Genomic DNA, 21,619 nt, shown 5'->3' with positions numbered 1-21,619 from the left:
GGTGATAGCTCCCGTCCACTCCCAAATTATTGATCCCGTAATGTGTCTATTGATGAAGTCTCAGAAAGCCACGCCTACACCGTCCCCTATTAGGTCACGTATTGTTTTTGCCCTCATGATTTGCCATCTTCAAAAAAATTCGATACACTAGGTTGAGAACTCAATCATAATGACACTATGGAACTAAATCACTCAAATCTATTACAAGCCTCAATCCTTCAATCGCCGATCCAGCGAGGCGTAGTATCGTCGCAGGCGCTTTCTGCACCTGCTGACCAGGCCGGTGCACCAACGCAAAGTGCTGGATCAGACACGGTATCCCTGTCTCCTGAGGGCAAAGAAAAAAGCAGATCTTATAAAGATGTAGAGACCAGTCCGCAATCGTCTTCTGACAAGACAAACGAACTGGATCAGGAAGAAGTAGCCGAATTGACTGAACTCAAACAAAGAGATGTTGAGGTACGAGCTCACGAACAGGCACATCTCTCTGCAGCAGGAGGTTATGCGACAGGTGGGGCATCATTTACCTATCAGAAAGGTCCTGATGGGCAGACTTATGCTGTTGGGGGTGAAGTCGGCATTGACATGTCGGCTGAAAATGATCCGAATGCAACAATTCAAAAAATGCAAACCATTAAACGAGCAGCCCTAGCTCCTGCAAGCCCATCTTCAACAGACCGCCAGGTAGCAGCCCAGGCAACGGTTAAAGAAACACAGGCAAGACAGGAACTCCTTAAAGAACAACAGGAAGAACTGCTACAGGCTGAAAAGAGTAGTGATTCACCTGTAGCTTCAGCCCGTTATGACGATTACCAAAACAACAACCCGGTTTCAGTCAGTTCTCTAAAAGCATCAATCCAAGCCTACGAGCAAATGTCAGCCTTATGATGCTTTCGACTCAGGTTCAGACATTACCTTTCACCTCTATCTGAAATGCCCGCGACATGTCCATGACTCAATACAATCAGGAACTTTTTGATTTTCTCCGGCAATCCCCCACTCCATTTCACGCAATTGAGTCGCTAAAGGAAACATTTCTTCGACATGGCTTTTCCCATTTAAAAGAAAATGATCTGTGGAAACTTAAAAAAGGTCACTCCTATTTCATTACACGACAACAGAGTGCACTCATAGCCTTTACCATTGGAGACAGTGAAAAAGATGTCGATGGATTTCGTATTATCACCGCCCATAGCGACAGTCCAGGGCTGCAAATAAAACCTGCTCCAGGGGGAACGTCAAAAGGCTATAATCAATTGGGTGTGGAAGTGTATGGTGGTCCACTTCTCTCAACCTGGTTTGACCGCGACCTTACCCTGGCAGGACGGGTCTGCTGTACTCTCACAGACGGGTCTTTTAAGGTCCTGCTCATAAACTTTGAACGGCCGATACTCACTATTCCTTCCCTCGCCATTCATTTCAACCGGGAGGCCAACACCGCCCATTCGATTAATAAACAAAAAGATCTTCCACCCATATTCGCCTTAGCAAATAACAGTGATTCAAAGGGCCTGGAAGAGTTGATTTTTACCCGTATTGAAGAACAGTACAGTGGCTGCAAGGTCCAGTCTTTACATTCTTTTGATCTGTTTTGTCTGGACACTCAGACACCTGCCCTGATAGGTACAGATAATGAATTTATCGCAGCGGCTCGCCTTGATAATCTTCTCAGTACCCATAGCGGTTCGAAGGCAATGATTCAAGCGGACAAGCGCAGAAACTCCTTGTTTTATGTTGCAAATCATGAAGAGAATGGATCGATGTCTGCCACTGGTGCTCAAGGCTCATTTATCACCTCGATATTTGAAAGAATCATCCCTGAAGCCGAAAAGAGACAGCGAAGCTACAGTAATTCTTTTCTTATTTCTGTAGATAATGCCCATGCAACCCATCCAAACGCGACCGATACCATGGATCCCCACCACCACATCGAACTCAACAAAGGGGTTGCCATCAAAGTTAACGCAAATCAGCGCTATACAACCAACAGCCTGAGTTCAGCCATTTACAAAAAGATCTGTGAAGAAGCTGGAGTTACAACACAGGAATTTGTCATGCGAAGCGATCTACCCTGTGGCTCTACCATAGGCCCGGTCACCTCCGCCCACCTAGGTGTGCTCGCCCTGGATGTCGGGGCGCCGACCCTTGGCATGCACTCAATTCGGGAGCTGACCGGCAGCAAGGACCCTGAGCTGCTGTTCCGCTCACTTGCTCAATTTTTATCCAGTGATATCCATAAACAACTCCTCTTAACATGAAAAAGGTTCAACCGCGTATTGTCTTTATCTTTACCTTGATGTTTATTCTGCAGATGTCTGCACCACCTGTGCATTCGGGCCTCTACGAGTCCGTTCGTAAGTATAAAGACAGTGAAGTGAGCCTGGACAGCATCGAACGTCTGAAACGTTACGACCACCTGATCCGCTATTTCTGTAATTTTTCTTACTTCGTTCCCAATCATAAAGTGAGTGCTGATTTTGTCAGAGCCCTGATTCTTGCGGAATCCAGCGCTAATCACAGGGCCGTTTCCAGTAAAGAGGCCTTTGGCCTTGGTCAGATACTGCTCACGACGGGCCAGGAGGCAGGACAGGTACTTGCAAAATCCAGAACCAATTTCAGGTATGTTAGAAAACATAAGCTGAAAAATCTCACGAGGGCCGATCTCTTTGACCCTGCAATCAATATCTTACTTACCTGTTACCTCATTGCCAAATACAACACCAAATTTGACGGCAAACTGGACCTTGTCGTTTCCGCCTGGAATGCTGGGGAAAACACACAATCTCTCAAAAATGGACGACACGCTCCCTACGAGGAAACAGAGAATCTCATCGGCAAGGTTAATGCCTACTATGTGTATCTTCTCCGTAACCGGGTGTTCCCAGCCCATTCGTACTGAGTAACCTACAGTACGACCGAACATCTATTTAAGATTTTTCTTACCCTTGTCTGTAGAAGATAAAATATCGTTTATCTCTTCTATTTTTTTATGTTTATTTAGGTCGTGGAGACAATTAAACTCGTGATAAATGATCCTGTCTGTGAAATTTGCTGTTTACAAACCCCCCCCTGAAAAGTAGTATTACCGTCCAGACACAACGTAGTAGTCAGAACCTATCAACCTTTTTTTCTTCAGAGTTTTCCCGTAATCCTCTGTGGTATACTGAGACACGTTATCTTTCCATGCAGAATCAATCCTCGACCGACCACATCGCTACACTGTATCTTTTTTGCGCGCAAAGCATGCAATATCCCGAAAAAATTTGGGCCAATGACCAATACTTTGAGAAACTATGTTTTCTTCTCGAAACTCTAGGGGAAATTGAGCAAAGCCAAAAATTACAGGCAGCGTGTAAACAAAGTAAAGATTTTCTTGAAGACCTTCAGGTTGAACACACCAGATTATTCATTAATGGAGTGCCCCATGTCGCAGCACCTCCCTATGGTTCTGTCTATATTGATAAGACCTTACGGGGACAATACTCTGATAAAATTTCCGGATTCTATAACACTCATGGCTACAGACTGAAAGAAGGTGCCGACTTACCCGATAGTCTTGTCCATCAGCTTGAATTTCTTTCATATCTCGCAAGAGATAATAACCAGCAGGCCGAAGAGGAATTTCTCCGTAGATTTTTCCTCCCATGGTTCCCAATTTTCGCAGGAAGAGTAAAAGAGGAAGCAGAGCATCCTTTTTACCACATCATCATTAGCCTTATTGATTTTTTCACAAAGGAGGAAGAGGAATATGGCGTTTAATCTGACGAGGCGTAAATTTTTACAATCAGCCTCACTCGCAGCAGTTGCCCTGCCGTTATCCGATGCAATTGCGTCTGAAACAGGTATTGAACCATCACCCTTTGAACCAAAAGGAACTGTTAAAGATGAAACTGTTGTCGGAGGCGTGTGTGAAATGTGCTTCTGGCGATGCCAGCTTGTCGGGAAAAAACGTGGAGACCGACTCGTTAAACTAGAGGGAAACCCTCATTCAATTGACAATGGTTCTTCTATCTGTGCAAGGGGGAACGCCGGAGTTCAGCTCCTTTATGATCCAGACCGTCTCAAATACCCATTGAAGAATGTTGGAGAACGTGGAAATCCCAAATGGAAACGAATCAGCTGGGAAGAAGCTCTTGATGAATGCGGCTCCAAGCTCAAAGCGATCGAAGAAAAATATGGGGCCCACGGTATTTCAGTTTTCCCCCATGGTTCCAGCGCCAAATACCCTATGCATTTTTTTGAAAGAACTGTTGGCACCCACAATGTAAGTGAAGCATCTTTTTTTCAATGCCGTGGTATCCGTGACACAGCATATCTCGCAACAATCGGGATGGCTCCAGGTGAATATGTTGATATGCCCAACGCAAAGGTAATCTTTCTTTTGGGTGGGCATTTTGGCGAAAATATCCATGTCAGTCACATAAAACAATACATTAAAGGCTTGCAGAATGGAGCAAAACTTGTGGTCGTTGACCCAAGATACTCTGCATCTGCCGCGAAATCTGATATTTGGGTACAGATTAAACCTGGTACAGACACAGCGTTTCTACTCGCTATCATGAACTACCTGATCTCAAACAACAAACATAACGCCGAATTCATCGACGAGTATGGGGATGGCTTTGACGAGTTCAAGGAAGGTATAACCGACTGGACTCTTGAAAAAGCCGCCAAAGAGTGTGAGATTCCAGCTGAGCAGATCAAAGAAGTTGCAGAACTCCTTGCAGCCAATGCTCCGAATGTTTCTATCCACCCGGGCAGACACGTTTCATGGTATGGAAATGATTTTCAACGTCAGCGTGCACTTGCCTGCCTTACCGGCGTTCTTGGAGCATTCTTTGTCAAAGGCGGCTGGGTACCGGCCAAGACTCCAAAAGTCGGTAAAACCAGTTGGGCCAAGAAAGAGCATGACGATGAATTCAACCTCAATATGGACGAAGAAGAGGAACCACTTTTCCCTTATTCTCCTCCCGGAACTCCCACGGAATTGATTCGGGATACTGCTCTTAGCGGAAAGCCTTATCCGATAAAAGGCTGCGTCATCTGGGGACAAAATCCGATACAGACCATCCCTGGACAGGAAAAGATGAAAGATGTCCTGCGACAAATGGATTTTGTCATGTGTGTTGATGTCATGCCTACGGACATAACCATGTGGGCGGATATTCTCCTTCCTGAAGCCAGCTATCTCGAGAGATACGACCTTATTAAAACGGGTACCCAGTGGGATTTTGCAGATTCTCATCAGCAATACATTGCACCAAGAATTCCGCTTGCAGAGCCAATGTTTGAGCGCAGGGATCAAGTTTATATCACCAATGAAATAGCCAAGCGCATGGGTTACGAAAGTGATATCCCTGTCCAGTCCAACAAGGAACTGGTAGAAAAAGACCTTTTGGTTGCCGGACTTACTCTGGAGCAGATTATCAAGGAAGGTGGTATCCACATTCAGAAAGGCCAAGACCCATACACAGTTCCGGAAGACTTTGAAGTTATCTTCTACAATGAAGATATTGAAGATGCCGGATTCCCAGGGATTCCGACATATCAGCCTGTTGAACAACCCCCAAAAGGTTATGCCAGACTGCTCTATGGACGTGTTCCTGTTCACACCTTTAACCGTACTCAAAACAACGTATGGCTCAACAAGTCCATGCCTGAAAATCCAGTGTGGATTAATGATGCAGTGGCAACAGCACTTGGACTCAAGGACGGTGACATGGTTGGATTTATCAATCAGGACGGTGTGAAGTCCCGGACCAAGACCACTGTTAAGACCACCCCTGGAATCAGGAAAGATTCTGTTTACATGGCACACGGTTACGGTTCTGCCAACCCTCTTATGAGTGTCGGGGTTAATGCCGGAGTGGATGACACAAGCCTTATTAGCAAAATCACCGTGGACCCTGAAACCGGAGCCCATGGAATGAGAAACAATTTTATACAACTGATAAAAGATGACAAGATTCTGGCGATTCCTGCCTCTGTCTAACTCAGCTTTAAGGTATAATTTAGGGAGGATACAATGCAATATGGAATGATTATCGACCTTGAACGATGTGTTGGCTGCCATGCCTGCACCATCGCCTGCAAAGCAGAGTGGGAGGTCCCTGTAGAATACAACCGTAACTGGGTCTATCGGATGGGCCCAAGTCTTGTCGGCGAGGAAATGGCGTCCACTTATTACCCCGGTCTGTGTAATCACTGTTCAGATCCGGTCTGTGTACCCGAGTGTCCGGCAGATACTATTGAAATGACATTCACACACGCTAAAACTGGTGAAACAACAACTCTTGAGGTGGCAGCCACCTGGAAAGACCCCTTCGATGGTACCGTCCAGATTGACAAAAGCCGTTGCATCGGCTGCGGCGCCTGCGCTGATGCCTGCCCCTACAATGCAAGGTACATCAATCCAGACCAGACAGATGATGTCTCAGACGACGGAAAAGCAGATAAATGCACGTACTGCAAGCCTCGGGTTGAAGCTGGGGAGACACCCGCCTGTGTACAGACCTGTATTACCGGTGCAAGAATTTTTGGTGATCTGGATGACCCTGAATCTGAAGTGTCCAAGTACGTGAAAAAAGGAGCCGTTGGCATTGAAGTAAATGGCGGCAACCTGGGACCAAACTCCAGGTATTATGGCAAGAAGAAGGATATGGATCTCCTCATGGCAACACACACTCCTGAACTTGCGGATATGGGTCAGGTGCGGCGCCGGGCGATGCTGGCATCCCTTATGAAACCAGCTGTTAAAAAAGTCAAAGGACTCGGTCTTTTAGGCCTCGTTGGAGCTCTTGCTGTCAAAGGGTTCTGCAATGAAGATTCTGAGAAGTAAAATCCGCTGTATCTAGTATAACTCGATTCAGTTTGTTGACGACGCGATAATCATTTCTTTGATTATCGCGTTTTTTTTTGTAGTATCGGCCTTGAAAAACAACGACAAAGAGCACATTAGTCTGCTCGTTCCTTTTCGCCTGAACCTCTAATCGTTATTATAAAGGATTTCATCATGAGTACCGACGACAAAAAAATCATCTATACGATGTATAAAGTCAGTAAATATTACGAAACAAAACCCGTATTAAAAGACATTTCTCTTTCATACTTTTATGGAGCAAAGATCGGCGTACTCGGTCTTAACGGTTCTGGCAAAAGTACTCTTTTAAAAATACTCGCAGGCATTGATACCGATTTCAATGGAGAGACCCATATTTCTCCTGGCTTTCGTGTCGATTACCTCCCCCAGGAGCCAGAACTTGCCCCTGAGAAAACCGTACGACAGATCGTTGAAGAAGGCGTACAGGAAACCGTTGATCTCCTCAATGAATTTAACGAGATTAATGAAAAATTTGCCGAACCAATGACCGATGACGAAATGCAGGACCTGATTGAGCGTCAGGGAGTGGTTTCGGAACAACTCGAAAATCTGGACGCCTGGGATCTTGACAGCAGGCTTGAGCTTGCCATGGACGCACTGCGTTGTCCCCCTGCCGATTCCCTTTGTGATGTTTTGTCTGGCGGGGAAAAACGCCGGGTTGCCCTTTGCAGGATCCTTCTTAAAAAACCAGATATTCTACTCCTTGATGAACCAACCAACCATCTTGATGCTGAATCAGTCGCCTGGCTGGAGCAGCACCTCCAACAATATCCTGGGACAGTTATCGCTGTCACCCATGACAGATATTTCTTAGATAATGTAGCCGGCTGGATTTTAGAGCTTGATAGAGGCGTTGGCATTCCATGGAAAGGCAATTACTCGTCCTGGCTCGATCAGAAACAGAAACGACTAGCCAATGAAGAGAAAAAAGAATCAGATAGACAGCGAACGTTAAAACGCGAACTTGAATGGATCAAAATGAGCCCAAAAGGTCGGCGCAGTAAATCAAAGGCCCGTATCAGCTCCTATGAAAAACTTCTTACTACCGATACCGAAAAACTCGCCAATGATCTTGAAATCTTCATCCCCCCAGGACCACGACTTGGCAAGATTGTCATAGACGCCGAACATATCAAAAAGAGCTTTGGAGATCGCCTGTTGATCGAAGATATGACCTTTAACCTTCCCGCCGGTGGTATCGTAGGGGTTATCGGACCAAACGGGGCTGGAAAATCGACACTGTTTAAAATGATCACCAAGAGTGAAATGCCAGATGATGGGACAATCCGGATAGGAGAAACCGTCAAACTCGCCTACGTTGATCAAAGTCGGGATAATCTCAACCCTGAGCATAGCATCTGGGAGGCCATTTCAGACGGACAGGATACCATTTGGCTTGGAACCCGCGAAATAAACAGCCGGGCCTATGTCGGCAAATTCAATTTTTCCGGCTCCGATCAGCAGAAAAAAGTAGGCATTCTCTCTGGAGGACAACGTAACAGGGTACATTTAGCCCGCACCCTCAAAGAAGGTGGCAACGTCCTGTTGCTCGATGAACCTACCAATGATCTCGATATCAACACTCTTCGAGCTCTGGAGGAAGCCCTGGAAAACTTTGGCGGATGCGCCGTTGTCATCAGCCATGATCGCTGGTTCCTCGATCGGATCGCAACCCACATACTTGCCTTTGAAGGCGATTCTCAAGTCGTTTGGTATGAGGGAAATTACTCAGATTATGAAAAAGACAGAAGAGCACGCCTCGGAAGTGCAGCAGATCAACCACATAGAATAAAATACAGAAATCTGACAAGAGACTAAGCAGGTCACAAAGAGCAAGATAACACCAGTCCGGAAACGGCCTGGTGTTATCTTTTAGTCTTTCTCCTGATCCTTACATGGCAAGCAACTCAGCCATCAGTTCCTGAAGATGGGGCAATTTCTCAGCAGCAACGTCCAGGCCGCCGCTTCGGCTATCCATCTCAATACCCAGGGCAACATCATTAATACCCTGTATTCCAAGACTTGCAGCTGCACCTTTTATCGAATGGGCGGCAGCGCTGATTTTAAGAGCATCTTTTTCATTGATACCCTGCTCAATGAGCCCGACATCAGTTTTGAAAGAGTCTTTAAATATTTCTAAAAGCTCTTCCAATAGCTCCGCATCATCTGCAGCCTGTTCCATTGCAAAAGCTTTATCCCAGTCCAATGCCGTCATAAAAGATCCTTCCTATAAAAATTGCATACGTTCATTCGTGCCACCTCTAATCCAAGAAAATTATATTCTATATAATCCTCTGATATCCAGTAATAATTAGAGGAATGCTCAAATAGAGTGAAACAGATGGTGCGAAACAACACGTTTCTATGCTGCAAAGATATCGATTTCGCCCTGTCGTATGACGATAAGCTGAGATCCTTTCAGACCTACAATGGTGGAACAGAGACCGGCAGTCGTCTCTCCACCATCAAGGATAAAATCAATATCACTTACAAACATTGTAGAGATTTCCAGAGCAGTTTTAGCTGGAGGTTTGCCGGACAGGTTAGCGCTGGTGGCCGTAATAGGCTTACCAAACTTTTGAACGAGCCTGGCTGCTATGGGATGGGGTGATATTCGTACACCTACCGTTTTACTGCCTGCTGTAATTTTAGGACTCACGGAGTCAAGCGCCGGAAAAACCAAGGTCAGAGGTCCAGGCCAGTGTTTGTCCATCAATGGTTTAAAATCCTGAGGAACCATAGAAACGAGGTTCCTTAACTGGGTAGTGTTTTCAATCAGCAACAAGAGCGGTTTGTCAACAGGCCTGTTTTTAAGTGCAAAAAGTCGTTCAACTGCTGACTGATTGTCCGGATCCACTGCCAGTCCATAATACGTCTCCGTAGGAAAGGCCACAATATGACCTTGCCGCAGATGCTCCACTGCAAGGTCAACAGAAGTTTCACAACTCTTCATTGGCTCACATTACAACTGGATCTTTTTCGCTTTTTCTTCGACTTCAAGGACCATGTCCTTGCGAAATTTCACCACCTTTTGTGCAAGCCCCTGATCCGAAAGCGCCAAAAGTTTCAGAGTGAAGACTCCAGCGTTTTTGGCTCCGGCCTTGCCAATTCCCATGGTGGCCACTGGAATACCTGGAGGCATCTGAACTGTAGAAAGCAGGGAGTCCATCCCGCCAAGAGGCGAGGCGTCCAGTGGAACACCGATAACAGGCAGGTCTGTATGGGCTGCCAGGACTCCTGCCAAATGTGCCGCCATTCCGGCTCCTGCAATAATAACCTTAAGCCCCCTATCCATTGCAGTGCGTGCATATTCAGCTGCGCGATCAGGAGTCCGGTGGGCCGAAGCAACGGTCATTTCACAGGAAACCCCCATTGATTGCAGGAAATCATATGCAGCCCTCATCACAGGAAGATCCGAGTCACTGCCCATGACAATACCCACAAGGACCTTCTTTGAAGATACCGGTGTGCTTCTATTCAAGGCTTTTGCACCAATGTCAGTACGGTGATAACTCTGGGTCCACTTGATCGCCTCAACGCCTTTATAGGCAAGGTCAATTGCTACTTTAAGTGTGGTACCCACCGCCGTTACCCCAAGTACTCTTCCGCCGTTTGTAACAATTCTCCCACCTTTTTTAGCGGTACCTGCGTGAAATACCTCGACTCCGGGAATCGCCGCAGCTTTAGCCAAGCCACTGATAATCTTACCATTAACATATTTATCTGGGTAACCACCGGAGGCCATCACCACACAGACCGTAGGTCTTGGGTCAATTTTCATATCGACACGGCTTAGTTTTCCATCTATCACAGCCTCAAATATATCGACAATATCACTTTTGAGGCGCATCAATAGCGGCTGTGCTTCAGGATCACCAAACCGACAGTTAAATTCGAGAACATTTATACTCGGTCCGTCAATCATAAGTCCCGCATAGAGCATTCCCTTATAGGGTCGTCCCTCTGCCTCAAGTCCCTTAACAGTCGGGAGCATTACCTTCTCCATGACAAAGTTGGCAATCTCATCGGTGACAACAGGTGCCGGTGAATATGCTCCCATGCCACCGGTATTAGGCCCTTCGTCGTTATCAAAGATGGCCTTGTGATCCTGGGAAGTTGGTAGCGGCAATACTGTTTTACCATCGGTGAAGGCAATAAAAGACGCCTCTTCTCCAGTGAGGCAGCTCTCAATTACTATTGTATCTCCTGCTTCCCCAAAAGCCTTATCACCCATGATGAGGTCCACAGCCGCCTTGGCGTCATCGACAGTATGAGCGACAATGACCCCCTTACCCGCCGCCAGCCCATCTGCCTTAACAACAATAGGAGCTCCACATGACTCAATATATTTTTTAGCTTTTTTCTTTTCTTTGAAAATCTTAAACGGAGCCGTAGGTATCTTGTATTTTTCCAGGAACTCCTTGGTGAACACTTTCGATCCCTCTAAAATTGCGGCTTTTTGGTTTGGACCGAAAATTCTTAAATTGTTGTTTTGAAATTCATCTACAATTCCTGCAACCAATGAAGATTCTGGCCCGACAACAGTGAGATCAATTCCTTCAGCAAGGGCAAACTGGACAAGGCCCTGTACATCTGTTGCCTCAATGTTCACGCATTCCGCCAAGGTACTTATGCCAGCATTTCCTGGCGCACAGAAGATCTTTTCAACTTTTTTGCTCTGTTTAATCTTCCAGACCAGCGCGTGCTCACGCCCACCAGAACCAACAACAAGAATTTTCATGGTTTACTCCAGTATTTTGTAATCAAAATATTATAAAAAATGTTTGAAAGGTCCAATATACGAACCGGGGAACGGTTCTTCCAGCTGTATTGATCGTTGACAAATATAGTGTGAAATATTACATGAATGAATAGTCATTCATATTTTGCCAAACTTCAGACGATTACCGAATTGTATTCTTTAAAAATGAAGGCAGACAATAAACATACGAAGATAATCTCAGCTGCAACCAAAGTCTTTGCAAAAAAAGGATTTTTCACCGCAAGAATATCCGATATTGCCAAAGAAGCCAAGGTTGCTGATGGAACTATTTACCTTTATTTTAACAATAAGTACGACATACTATTATCTGTATTTGAAGAAGAAGTAGGCAAAATAGTTGAAAATACCAAAAAATTAATCGCCAATGAAGATGATCCCGTCGAGATGCTCAAGGTTTATATCAGCCAGCATCTTCTCTCCATGAAAAAGAATCGTTACCTGGCTGAAGTAATCCAGATAGAGCTGAGACAGACCAACAAGGTTATAAAAAATTATCGGGACAATAAATTTAGCGAGTATGTCTCAATCGTCGCGGAAATCATCGCAGAGGGTCAAAAAAAAGAGAAATACAAAGCAGAAATCAACCCGGAAATTGCCAAAAGGATTATCTTCGGTGCGCTGGATGAAGTCTGCCGGGTATGGAATGCATCCCTTGAAAGCCATTACACCGTTGATGAGATCACCGAACAGGTTGTGACCCTTATTCACTCTGGTATATTACATCCAACTGGGTCCAAAAGCATAAGTGATTAGGACCTTGCTTACCTGTGTTTTAGGGCTGATCACTCAAGCCGATTTTTACAACTTCAAATTCTCTTTTTCCACCCGGAGTCACCACAATAACTTCGTCGCCAATTTCCTTCCCCAGCATACTTCTGCCAATTGGTGACAAAACGGAAATTGACCCCTTCTTCACATCAGCTTCTTCAGGTCCCAGTAGTTGGTAGACCACTTCTTCTTCTGTATCCAGATCAAGAAGTTCTACTATGGTACCAAAAACCACCATATTTGTATTCACTCTCGTACAGTCGATAACCTCAGCCCGGGACAGCTTATCTTTCAATTCAATAATACGCCCTTCAATATGCCCCTGCCGGTCTTTTGCTGCGTGATATTCGGCATTTTCTTTTAAATCACCGTGTTCCCTGGCAACTTCAATTGCTTTAACCACAACACCACGTTCAACCCGCTCAAGATGCTGCAATTCATCTCTTAGTTTCTGATGCCCTGTTTTTGACATCGGTAATCGCTCGATCATCTACTCCTCCATAAAAAAATCCTGTATGGCTTGCAATAAGCCAATCACAGGAGAAAATAGCATTACTTATGCATAACTACCTGACTAAAAAGCTATAACATTATTCTACAGGTCTCTCCCCTGGGTCTTCCCCCCAGACCGGACCTGCAACAGTAATATGCTCATTGAAATTTGTTCGGTTGATACGTTTTCTACCAGCTATAATGCAATGACACGGAAAGCATTTTGTCATCATAGACATCACTTGAGGTAAAACTGAAGTTGCCTTTTAATAACAAATGAGGGCTCATTTCAAGGAAAATATCAAAACGGCTCGAATAAGCGATGTTTTCCTGATCTTCAAGACTGACCCCGGCATCAAATTTAAAGTAACTCATTTTATTTTCCATATCTGTAAGGTAGCCGAAAAAATCCTTTTTAAGCTCCAGGGCCAGTCGATGTTCTGTGTAGTTGTCCGGACTCCAGTAGTTTGTGACATAGTCGTCGTTTCCAACCTCGGAAGCTAGAGAATCAGGACCATTTACATCCTTATTTATCAGATATTGGTAAGCATATCGCACATCAAGTTGTAATGATTCTCCAAAAATCGAGTAAGAAGAGAACCAGTAGAACCGTTTCTGTTCATTATCGTCGCTGTATAAACTATAACGCAGATCCCCACCAAAGGTGACTCCCAACTCGGTCTCAACGGTCAGGCCCGTCTGAACATACTGACGATTGAGACCATCTTCCACGGCATCCACAGTGTCATCTATAGGTTCCTTTTTAAAGAGTACAAAGCCCGAAACATAATCGTCGAGCTGCCCTTTCAATTCAAGATTATACTGCACCTCATTCTCGTTACTATCGTTGAGCTTTTCAGCTCCCAGTCCAGTGATGAGTTCATAACCTCCGGCAAACTCATAGGTCATGGCGCCCCGTAAAATATTTGAGCCAAGATACTCTTTTCTATCAGCGGATTCATAATTGTTATATGCATAACTCAACCAGAAATCCTTGTTGAGTTCGGGGGTAATCCAGAAGGTGGAGCCAAGAGACGTCTTCCTGATATCTACATTACCGTTCCGACCATCCTTTTCAAAGAGAACCGCATCCAAGGTGTTTGTCGGCCGAAGCTGTAAAAAATTGCGCTGTATCGATTCCTCAAGCTCAGGAGTTACTTCACCTACACTGGTAATATCCTCATATACCTGTGCCTCCTTTCGATATTTACCTATCTTTCCGTATATAGTGGCCAGGTCGACCTTACTCTCCTTAGACTCCTCTTTTTCAAGAAGCTTTTCATAACTCTTCGCCGCAAAATGGTAATTCTTGTTGAATATTGCTTTTCTGGCGGAAAATTCGTTTTCAATAATTGTCTGCCAGCTGTACTTTTCAAAATTATTTGAGACAATCTCCCCGGTATCTGTACCCAGATTTTCAAATAAAAACTTCGGTTCCATGAACTCAGCAATAATCTCCGGGTCCGATTCAAGCATCAACATAATGGAATTCCACAAGGTCTGATCCCTGGTAAGATATTGATAGTCGATTTTTCTCTCACGAAACTGGTTGATGAGAATTTCATCAATTGGTGGATCAATGAGCTTTTTGTATACGGCAAGGGACTCTTCATATTTTTTTGCCCCCCAGAGAAGTCGAGCGTATAACACTCCCTGATCAACCTGTTTCTCTTCCCCGAAATTTCCTGGCTCTTGTCCAACAGCTGAAAAACACTGAGCATACCTGTCTAAGGCCATAGCGTAGTGTCCAGCCTTAGCTTCATTTTCAACCTGCCTTTTGCAAAATGACGGCTCGTCGCTGTAATTTTCATAAAGGGCTGTCAGCGTATCATTCGCCCTTTCAAATTTTCCCGTAGTTGTATCCAGTTTCACGGCAAGAAGTTTTAGACCACTTGAATTCTGAAGATTTTGCTGCGCAACGGTAAGATGTTTTCGAGCTTTATCTGGAAGGTTATAATCAATTTCATAATCGATAACCTTCAGCAGCCTCGTCATATAGAGATGGTCTCCCTGGCCGAGGAGGTACTCTATATCTACTTTATCGTCGGTGTTTTTAGTAAGAAGGAGTTCGTAGAGAACAAATAACTCCGGGTCAAACGGATACCTGTCTATATTTTTGGAAACATATTTTTCACCACCCTGATAATCTCCTGCTGCAAGATAAAGCAGGCATTTTTCTTTCATAAGTTGCACAGAAAAAGTTGTGCTACCATTGTTCTTGGCAGCCACATTCTGTTTTTTCCCCACTTCTTTGAGCGCCTCAGCAGCACCATCTATATCTTTTTCAAGTCGCAACAGCCGGATTTGCACCAGGGCTTCTCTCTCCAAAGGACTCATGGCTGAAGGAAAGACCTGAATATCACGCACCGAAGGGCTAAGGAGTTCAAACCATTTTCGCGCCATGACAACGTCTTTATCTGAGAGCGCATTACTGGTGAGTTGCAGAAGGACGGTCCTCGCATACTCATTTTTAAAGAGTAATTGACGCAGAATTTGTTCAGCCAGCCGCCCTCTGCCTGACTTTCTCAGAACATCTACTTTTACCAGGAGAATCTCCAGTCTCTTTACGGGTGAGGACTCATAACGCTCCAGACTCTTCTCACAAAGGGCTAAAGCCTCTTCGAGTAATCCGTTTTGAGCAAGCAGTAAAATATGAGATTTGATTGTAGCAACAGTAATGTGCTTTCCCGACTGGCGAGTCAACGCTTTGAAAAAATGCATCTGCTGCTCAACCAAACCGAGTCGCCCGCTCAACTCAAGACACTCAAGTCCAATATCGCTTCTATTCGGTGCTAATTCAAAAGCCTTCGTCAAGGACAGCAGGCTGTCCTGCTCCAGCGCGAGTTGTTTTTCATTCTCGGCTTTTAAGAGGTAGTAGTCAACATCCCTCATCTTCACAGGTACCTGGACGACGTACAACTCACTGCGATGGTAATTTTTCAGCAGGTTGAATAATTTTGCCAGTCGCAAAGAAATTCCATCAGCATCAACCTTATGCTCATGGAGAACTTCAAGGACGGCTATAAGGGCCTGGAATTTCTTCTGGCTCTCAAGCAGGTCTGACATATGTTGAAAAATAGCAACTCTATTGGCACTTATAGCTGCTAGATCATCCCAGAGAAGGTCCACACCGTTATTTTCCACGATCGACAGGAGGTCTTTTGCCAACTGCAATTGCAGCTGGTTGATAGTCGTTGTGATCTCCGTATTTTCAGGATGCAGTGCCTGATATTTATCAAGGTAGACAAGGGCTTTATCTGGTCGGTTGAGTTGTTTTTGGGCGATTTCTGCAGCGGTTAACAGCACTTCATCGACATCATCAAAATGATCAATGATGTAGGAGAGTTGTTCCATCACACCGCTGTAATTGTCATTTTCCTGGTAGGCTTCAACAAGGCTCAAACGAAATGGCAGATAATCGGGATAAAGCTGCAAGTATCTCTTTAATATCTCAAGTCGCTCATTTTCAAACCCTGGTGCATCAAACACCGAAGCCGCTTCAAAGAGAATTTGGCCATCAAGCGCTTCCTTGGCGAGAAGTTTTCTATAAAGCATTCGGCTCAAATCCAGGCGCTGCAAGCTGGCTGCATCTCTAGCATAATCGTGAAGATAGGTTTTGTTTTCAGGAAAGCGAAGGACCAGCTGCTGCATGAGAGGAAAGGCAAGTTCATTCTGGCCACGCAGGCGAAGACTGTAGGCCAGTCCCTTTAAAGCAGCATCACTATACTCTCCCGTCGGTGATTTTTCAAAGATCCTACCAAAATATCGTTCCGCTTCTGCATATTTCCTCTGTTGAAAAGCAACTTCACCAGCCACAAGCAGATAATCACTTCTGCCAGGATTGGTCTCCAGTAAAAGAGAGATGATTTTTGCTGCCGTCTGATAGGATTTTATCTCCATCAGGACTTTGCAATATTCCCAGTTTGCTTCTTCAATCTTAGGTTTAATGGAAAACAATTGAGCATAGGCATCTGCTGCAAGAGCAAGCTGTCCATTTCGGACAAGGTTTCTTGCACCATCCCAGAGAATTTTCCAATCAGGAGAGTAAGGAGTCTCGCGGACAACGGAAATATCTCTTTCCGGAGCGATGTCTTTTGCTCCTACAGGTGAAGAATTGAAACTGCAGATAAAAATCAGGGAAAAAACATGACAGTATTTCAAGGCTTTTACAATAAAGCCCGACTGTTTTGTGGAAGAGATACTAAAAATTATATTGTCCATACACTATAATCAGTACCCTGTTTCACAGACGAAATCCGCTAAGCAGTATACATCATAGACTGCTTAGCGGCCAAATATCGAGGAGGTTAACTACTACATATTATAAAATTCAACAACTTTATCAACAAGATACTGCTGCATTTCATCGGTAAGCTCAGGATAGATAGGCAGGGCTATGGTTAAATCCGCTGCTTTTTCGGCTTCCGGACATTCAACGCCCTGACAAAGATCCCCAAGACATTCCTGCTTGTGCAACGGTACAGGGTAATAAATCTCACAACCAATATCGTTATCCTGTAGCCATTTCAGTAAGTTATCTCGGTTTTCAACACGAAGAATATATTGATTATATATATGTAGATTTACCTCCTGCTCTCCCACCCTAGCCTCACCGTATACCTGGACCGGCAGGGTAATTTTCCCTTCACTTACGAGCCGGGTTTTTGCAAACATACTGTTGTATGTTTTTGCATTGTTACGACGCTTGGCGTGCCACGATTCAAGGTACGGCAGTTTGACGGTCAGGGTTGCCGCCTGAATAGGGTCTAACCTGAAATTTCCTCCCACCATTTTATGGTAATACTTAGGAAATGCGCCATGGTTTCTCATGAGAACGAGTTTTTCGGCAAAGGCTTTGTCCTGGGTAACAACCATTCCCCCATCTCCGACACAACCAAGATTTTTACTCGGGAAAAAAGAAAAACATCCAGCAATCCCCATGGAACCGGCTTTTTTATAGGTTACAGCTCCATCACCGGCCATCATCGGGTATTCAGCCCCTATGGCCTGGGCTGCATCCTCAACGACAGGAATCTGGTACTTTTCTGCAATGTCCATTATCGGCTTCATATCGGCGCATTGCCCGTACAGATGCACGGGTATTATCGCCTTTATGGTCTTTTCAGTGTCAGCTGAGAGAATCTCCTCCATCTTTAAAGGGTCTATATTAAAACTGACGGGATCAATATCAGCAAAAACCGGGACAGCACCGAGGCGAAGAATAACTCCCATTGTGGCGAAAAAAGAATATGGGGTGGTTAGAACCCTGTCACCGTGTTTAATATCCAGACACATCAAAGAAACGAGAAGTGCATCTGTACCACTGGTTACACCAACGCCATAACCGGTACCACAATATTCTGCAATGGCTGATTCAAGGCTCTCAACCTCTGGTCCCTGGATATAGCGTGTAGACTTAACAACGCGAACGACGGCATCTATAATATCATCTTCAAGATACTCAAACTGAGCCTGAAGGTCGAGTAAAGGTATTTTCATGTTATTGTTTTATGGGGTAGTATTAAACAAGGAAGAGAGACAGGTGATAACCTGTCTCATAATCTCATAACTTTAGGAAGGCGATGAACTTATAACTATCTTCTCACCGTCAAAATAGTCTACAATGTCGGGCATTTCGGCCTCAAGATACTTCTTCATTTTTTTGAGAAGATTCACTTCAATCTGCCGAACCCTTTCCCGGGAGATATCAAACCTGTCTGCAATATTCTGCAGTGTCAAAGGCTCATCTGTCAGGAGTCGCTTTTCAAGGATCATTTTTTCCTTGTCGTTGAGTTTGTGTTTCAACACCTCAAGGAGTTCTGCCAGTTTGAGCTTAATCTCTTTTCCAGCAACGGTTGACTCAATGCCAGGACCATTACTCGGCAGGAAGTTTTTCTGCTCATCATCGGAATCAGAACGAACGGGGCTTTCAAGGGAGACATCCCAATTGTCCATCCGCTGTCCCATCTCAACGACTTCCCGTTCCTTGACGTTAAGACGCTCCGCTAAAAGCTTTGGCTCAGCCTTAAACCCCTGCCCTTCCAGGAGTTTGCGCTCTTTGTTCAAACTAAAAAAGAGTTTTCTCTGGGCCTGTGTCGTACCGATTTTAACAAGACGCCAGTTATCCATTATGAATTTCAGGACATATGCTCGTATCCAGTACGCGGCATAATACGAAAACTTAACGCCTCTGTAGGGATCAAATTTCTTTGTTGCCTGTACCAGACCGACATTACCTTCCTGAATGAGATCCATAAAATTCTGCATCCAGTATTTCTGAAAATCCATGGCAACCTTAACCACAAGGCGCAGATTGGAACTCACCAGCCGATACGCTGCGTCCTGATCACCTTCCTCACGAAAACGTATTGCAAGCTCATCTGTTTCTTCCCGTGAAAGTAGCTCATATTGGCTGATTTCCTGAAGATAGCGGTGAAGTGCGGGATTACTGAGCGCGGGAAGATTGCCATCATCGGCCACTGCAACAAGAGGATTCTCATACGCCTCCCGAATTATGTCATCTTCCTGAGAATTCTCATCAGAATCCAGCTCTACATCAAGATCTAAATCTATATCTTTATCTTTATTTTTATTTATCGTTGTGTTTTTGCTCATATACTCCTGTCTCCGGATATTTGCCCAGAAAAAATAGGAAAGATTACGATATTACTCTACCTGGAATAAAGTGCAATGTTATTGTGACTTGAAGAAAAGGACAAATTTAAAAGAAGCAATATACTATTTATTATTATAGCATATGTTTTGCACAAATTTATATGTTAATAGTGAAAGCTATATGATAAATAGGTTGGCGATTAACATATGCAACGTTTTCAAAGAATCCCATAGTTTTCTTATTTCACCTAAACTACCCATGAAAAACATACGAAATTTCTCCATCATAGCGCACATTGACCATGGAAAATCTACCCTTGCCGACAGGATGATACAGATGTGCAACATGATTTCTGTTCGGGATTTCAAAGATCAACTCCTCGACAGCATGGATATCGAGAGAGAACGAGGAATAACGATCAAAAGCCAGACAATATGCCTGCCCTACAAGGCTCAAGACGGTAAAGAATATATCCTGAACCTGGTAGATACTCCTGGCCATGTTGATTTCAGCTATGAAGTCTCAAGAGCGCTCAGCTCCTGTGAAGGTGCTCTGCTCCTCATTGATGCGGCCCAGGGGGTTGAGGCTCAGACCCTGGCCAACCTCTATCTGGCCATGGAAAATGATCTCGAAGTTATTCCTGTCATCAACAAAATCGACCTCCCATCCGCTGACCCAGAAGGAGTTGCTCTGCAGATAGAAGAGGATCTCGGTCTTGACAGTGAGCATGTACAATACTGTTCAGCAAAAAATGGCACAGGTGTAGATAAAATTCTCGAAGCCATCGTAGCCTACCTTCCCCCACCCGAAGGGGATAATAGCGCACCGCTCCAGGCCCTGATTTTTGATGCGAACTACGATCCTTTCCGAGGTACCATTATCTCCGTTCGTATCATTAACGGTTCTGTCAAGGCCGGGGATACCATGCGCTTCATGTCCAACAACAAAGAATACAAGGTTGATGAGGTTGGATATTTCAAGATCAAAAGAACACCAACCAAGAGTCTGTCAGCAGGAGAAGTCGGCTATATTCTTGCAGGGATTAAAACCGTGGAAGACACCCGTCCCGGGGACACAATTACCAGCATCGAAAATCCGGCCAAACAGGCTCTTCCGGGGTTCAAGCCTGTACAGCAGGTCGTTTTTTCATCCCTATATCCTATATCTACTGATGATTACGAAGATCTTGCCGCAGCACTTGAAAAACTCAAACTCAACGATGCTGCTCTGACATTTGAAAAAGATTCATCCGCCGCACTGGGCTTTGGCTTTCGTTGCGGTTTTCTTGGCCTTCTCCATCTTGAAGTCATTCAGGAACGCCTCGAACGTGAGTTTGATATTTCCTTGATACTTACGGTCCCATCTGTTCTCTATAAATTTGAACTCACAGATGGAACAAGTAAGCAGGTGGATAACCCCGCCCATTTTCCCGACCCTGCCCATATTGGAAGAATTGAGGAACCTTATATCAGGGCAACCATTCTCATGCCGGAAAAATATATGGGTTCAGTGATGACCCTTTGTATGGAACGTCGGGGAGAAAATACAACCTTTCACTACCCGACTCCAGGCAGAATAGAACTCCAGTGTGAACTTCCTCTCGCTGACGTCATTTATGATTTTTATGATAAGCTCAAATCCATTACTCAGGGCTACGGATCTTTTGACTATACAATGCTAGATTACCGCAAGAGCGATTTAGTGAAACTCGACATTCTCGTCAATGGGGAAAATGTCGACGCCCTCTCACAGCTCGTCCATCGAAGCAATGCGAGGGCACGGGGTCTTCATGCCTGTGAAATGTTGAAAGAGGAGATTCCAAGACAAATGTTTAAGATTGCAATTCAAGCTGCGATCGGCGGAAACATAGTTGCCAGGACCAATATCTCAGCCTTACGAAAAGACGTTACAGCAAAATGCTATGGTGGTGATATATCGAGAAAACGTAAACTTCTTGAAAAACAGAAAGCAGGTAAAAAACGTATGAAAACTGTTGGAAACGTGGATATTCCACAAACCGCATTTCTTGCAGTCTTGAAATCGGACCATTGATTTATGGTCTAAGACTGCAGGCAGAACC

The 21,619-nt window shown here is 44.7% G+C and carries 16 protein-coding genes; 9 read left to right on the top strand and 7 right to left on the bottom strand.

What is annotated here, in order from left to right; all coding sequences use genetic code 11:
- The first annotated feature begins 177 nt into the window (after window positions 1–177).
- The 7 genes from FCL48_RS07340 to ettA all read left to right on the top strand — a co-directional run bounded on the left by FCL48_RS07340 (window position 178) and on the right by ettA (window position 8,698).
- Window positions 178–888: a putative metalloprotease CJM1_0395 family protein gene (locus FCL48_RS07340; protein WP_136871608.1), complete on the top strand. Its 711-nt coding sequence runs from the start codon at window positions 178–180 to the stop codon at window positions 886–888.
- A 62-nt stretch (window positions 889–950) separates the two neighbouring features.
- On the top strand, window positions 951–2,258 hold the full coding sequence (locus FCL48_RS07335) for a M18 family aminopeptidase (RefSeq protein ID WP_169309121.1): 1,308 nt from the start codon (window positions 951–953) through the stop codon (window positions 2,256–2,258).
- Complete coding sequence (locus FCL48_RS07330; RefSeq protein ID WP_136871606.1) at window positions 2,255–2,899, top strand: lytic transglycosylase domain-containing protein; 645 nt, start codon at window positions 2,255–2,257, stop codon at window positions 2,897–2,899. Before FCL48_RS07335 ends, FCL48_RS07330 begins: the two co-directional genes overlap by 4 nt.
- 284 nt (window positions 2,900–3,183) lie before the next feature.
- Window positions 3,184–3,759, top strand: a complete 576-nt coding sequence (locus FCL48_RS07325; protein ID WP_136871605.1) for a molecular chaperone — start codon at window positions 3,184–3,186, stop codon at window positions 3,757–3,759.
- Entirely contained in the window at window positions 3,749–5,992 is a 2,244-nt protein-coding gene (locus tag FCL48_RS07320) for a molybdopterin-dependent oxidoreductase (protein ID WP_136871604.1), read from the top strand. Before FCL48_RS07325 ends, FCL48_RS07320 begins: the two co-directional genes overlap by 11 nt.
- Window positions 5,993–6,025: 33 nt before the next feature.
- The gene (locus FCL48_RS07315) at window positions 6,026–6,838 is read left to right on the top strand and encodes a 4Fe-4S dicluster domain-containing protein (RefSeq protein ID WP_136871603.1); all 813 of its coding nucleotides are present in this window, start codon (window positions 6,026–6,028) and stop codon (window positions 6,836–6,838) included.
- A 174-nt stretch (window positions 6,839–7,012) separates the two neighbouring features.
- A complete protein-coding gene (gene ettA / locus FCL48_RS07310) occupies window positions 7,013–8,698 on the top strand; it encodes an energy-dependent translational throttle protein EttA (protein ID WP_136871602.1) in 1,686 nt (561 codons plus the stop codon).
- 73 nt (window positions 8,699–8,771) lie between these two features.
- Here ettA and FCL48_RS07305 read toward each other — a convergent pair whose 3' ends face one another.
- The 3 genes from FCL48_RS07305 to purD all read right to left on the bottom strand — a co-directional run bounded on the left by FCL48_RS07305 (window position 8,772) and on the right by purD (window position 11,621).
- Window positions 8,772–9,095 (bottom strand): Hpt domain-containing protein, encoded by a 324-nt coding sequence (locus FCL48_RS07305; protein ID WP_136871601.1) that lies wholly within the window; start codon window positions 9,093–9,095, stop codon window positions 8,772–8,774.
- A 147-nt stretch (window positions 9,096–9,242) separates the two neighbouring features.
- Window positions 9,243–9,833, bottom strand: a complete 591-nt coding sequence (locus FCL48_RS07300; RefSeq protein WP_136871600.1) for an L-threonylcarbamoyladenylate synthase — start codon at window positions 9,831–9,833, stop codon at window positions 9,243–9,245.
- Between the two features lie 9 nt (window positions 9,834–9,842).
- Window positions 9,843–11,621, bottom strand: coding sequence for a phosphoribosylamine--glycine ligase (purD, locus tag FCL48_RS07295; protein ID WP_136871599.1), 1,779 nt, complete (start codon window positions 11,619–11,621; stop codon window positions 9,843–9,845).
- A gap of 126 nt (window positions 11,622–11,747) precedes the next feature.
- Here purD and FCL48_RS07290 point away from each other — a divergent pair, with 126 nt between their 5' ends.
- Entirely contained in the window at window positions 11,748–12,416 is a 669-nt protein-coding gene (locus tag FCL48_RS07290; RefSeq protein WP_240744778.1) for a TetR/AcrR family transcriptional regulator, read from the top strand.
- Window positions 12,417–12,435: 19 nt separating this feature from the next.
- On the opposite strand, the gene greA is transcribed toward FCL48_RS07290, so the two are convergent.
- The 4 genes from greA to FCL48_RS07270 all read right to left on the bottom strand — a co-directional run bounded on the left by greA (window position 12,436) and on the right by FCL48_RS07270 (window position 19,538).
- Window positions 12,436–12,921: a transcription elongation factor GreA gene (gene greA, locus FCL48_RS07285; RefSeq protein WP_136871598.1), complete on the bottom strand. Its 486-nt coding sequence runs from the start codon at window positions 12,919–12,921 to the stop codon at window positions 12,436–12,438.
- A gap of 191 nt (window positions 12,922–13,112) precedes the next feature.
- Window positions 13,113–17,144, bottom strand: a complete 4,032-nt coding sequence (locus FCL48_RS07280) for a tetratricopeptide repeat protein (protein ID WP_136871597.1) — start codon at window positions 17,142–17,144, stop codon at window positions 13,113–13,115.
- A gap of 93 nt (window positions 17,145–17,237) precedes the next feature.
- Window positions 17,238–18,422 (bottom strand): DegT/DnrJ/EryC1/StrS aminotransferase family protein, encoded by a 1,185-nt coding sequence (locus tag FCL48_RS07275; protein WP_136871596.1) that lies wholly within the window; start codon window positions 18,420–18,422, stop codon window positions 17,238–17,240.
- A gap of 72 nt (window positions 18,423–18,494) precedes the next feature.
- Window positions 18,495–19,538 (bottom strand): RNA polymerase sigma factor RpoD/SigA, encoded by a 1,044-nt coding sequence (locus FCL48_RS07270; RefSeq protein ID WP_136871595.1) that lies wholly within the window; start codon window positions 19,536–19,538, stop codon window positions 18,495–18,497.
- Window positions 19,539–19,797: 259 nt separating this feature from the next.
- Between FCL48_RS07270 and lepA the strand changes: the two genes are divergently transcribed.
- On the top strand, window positions 19,798–21,591 hold the full coding sequence (gene lepA / locus FCL48_RS07265; RefSeq protein ID WP_136871594.1) for a translation elongation factor 4: 1,794 nt from the start codon (window positions 19,798–19,800) through the stop codon (window positions 21,589–21,591).
- Window positions 21,592–21,619: the final 28 nt, after the last annotated feature.

It is taken from the genome of Desulforhopalus sp. IMCC35007 (assembly GCF_005116575.1).
GTDB lineage: Bacteria > Desulfobacterota > Desulfobulbia > Desulfobulbales > Desulfocapsaceae > Desulforhopalus_A.
Note: the sequence above shows the minus strand (reverse complement) of the source record. Positions and strands in the feature narration are given on the sequence as shown.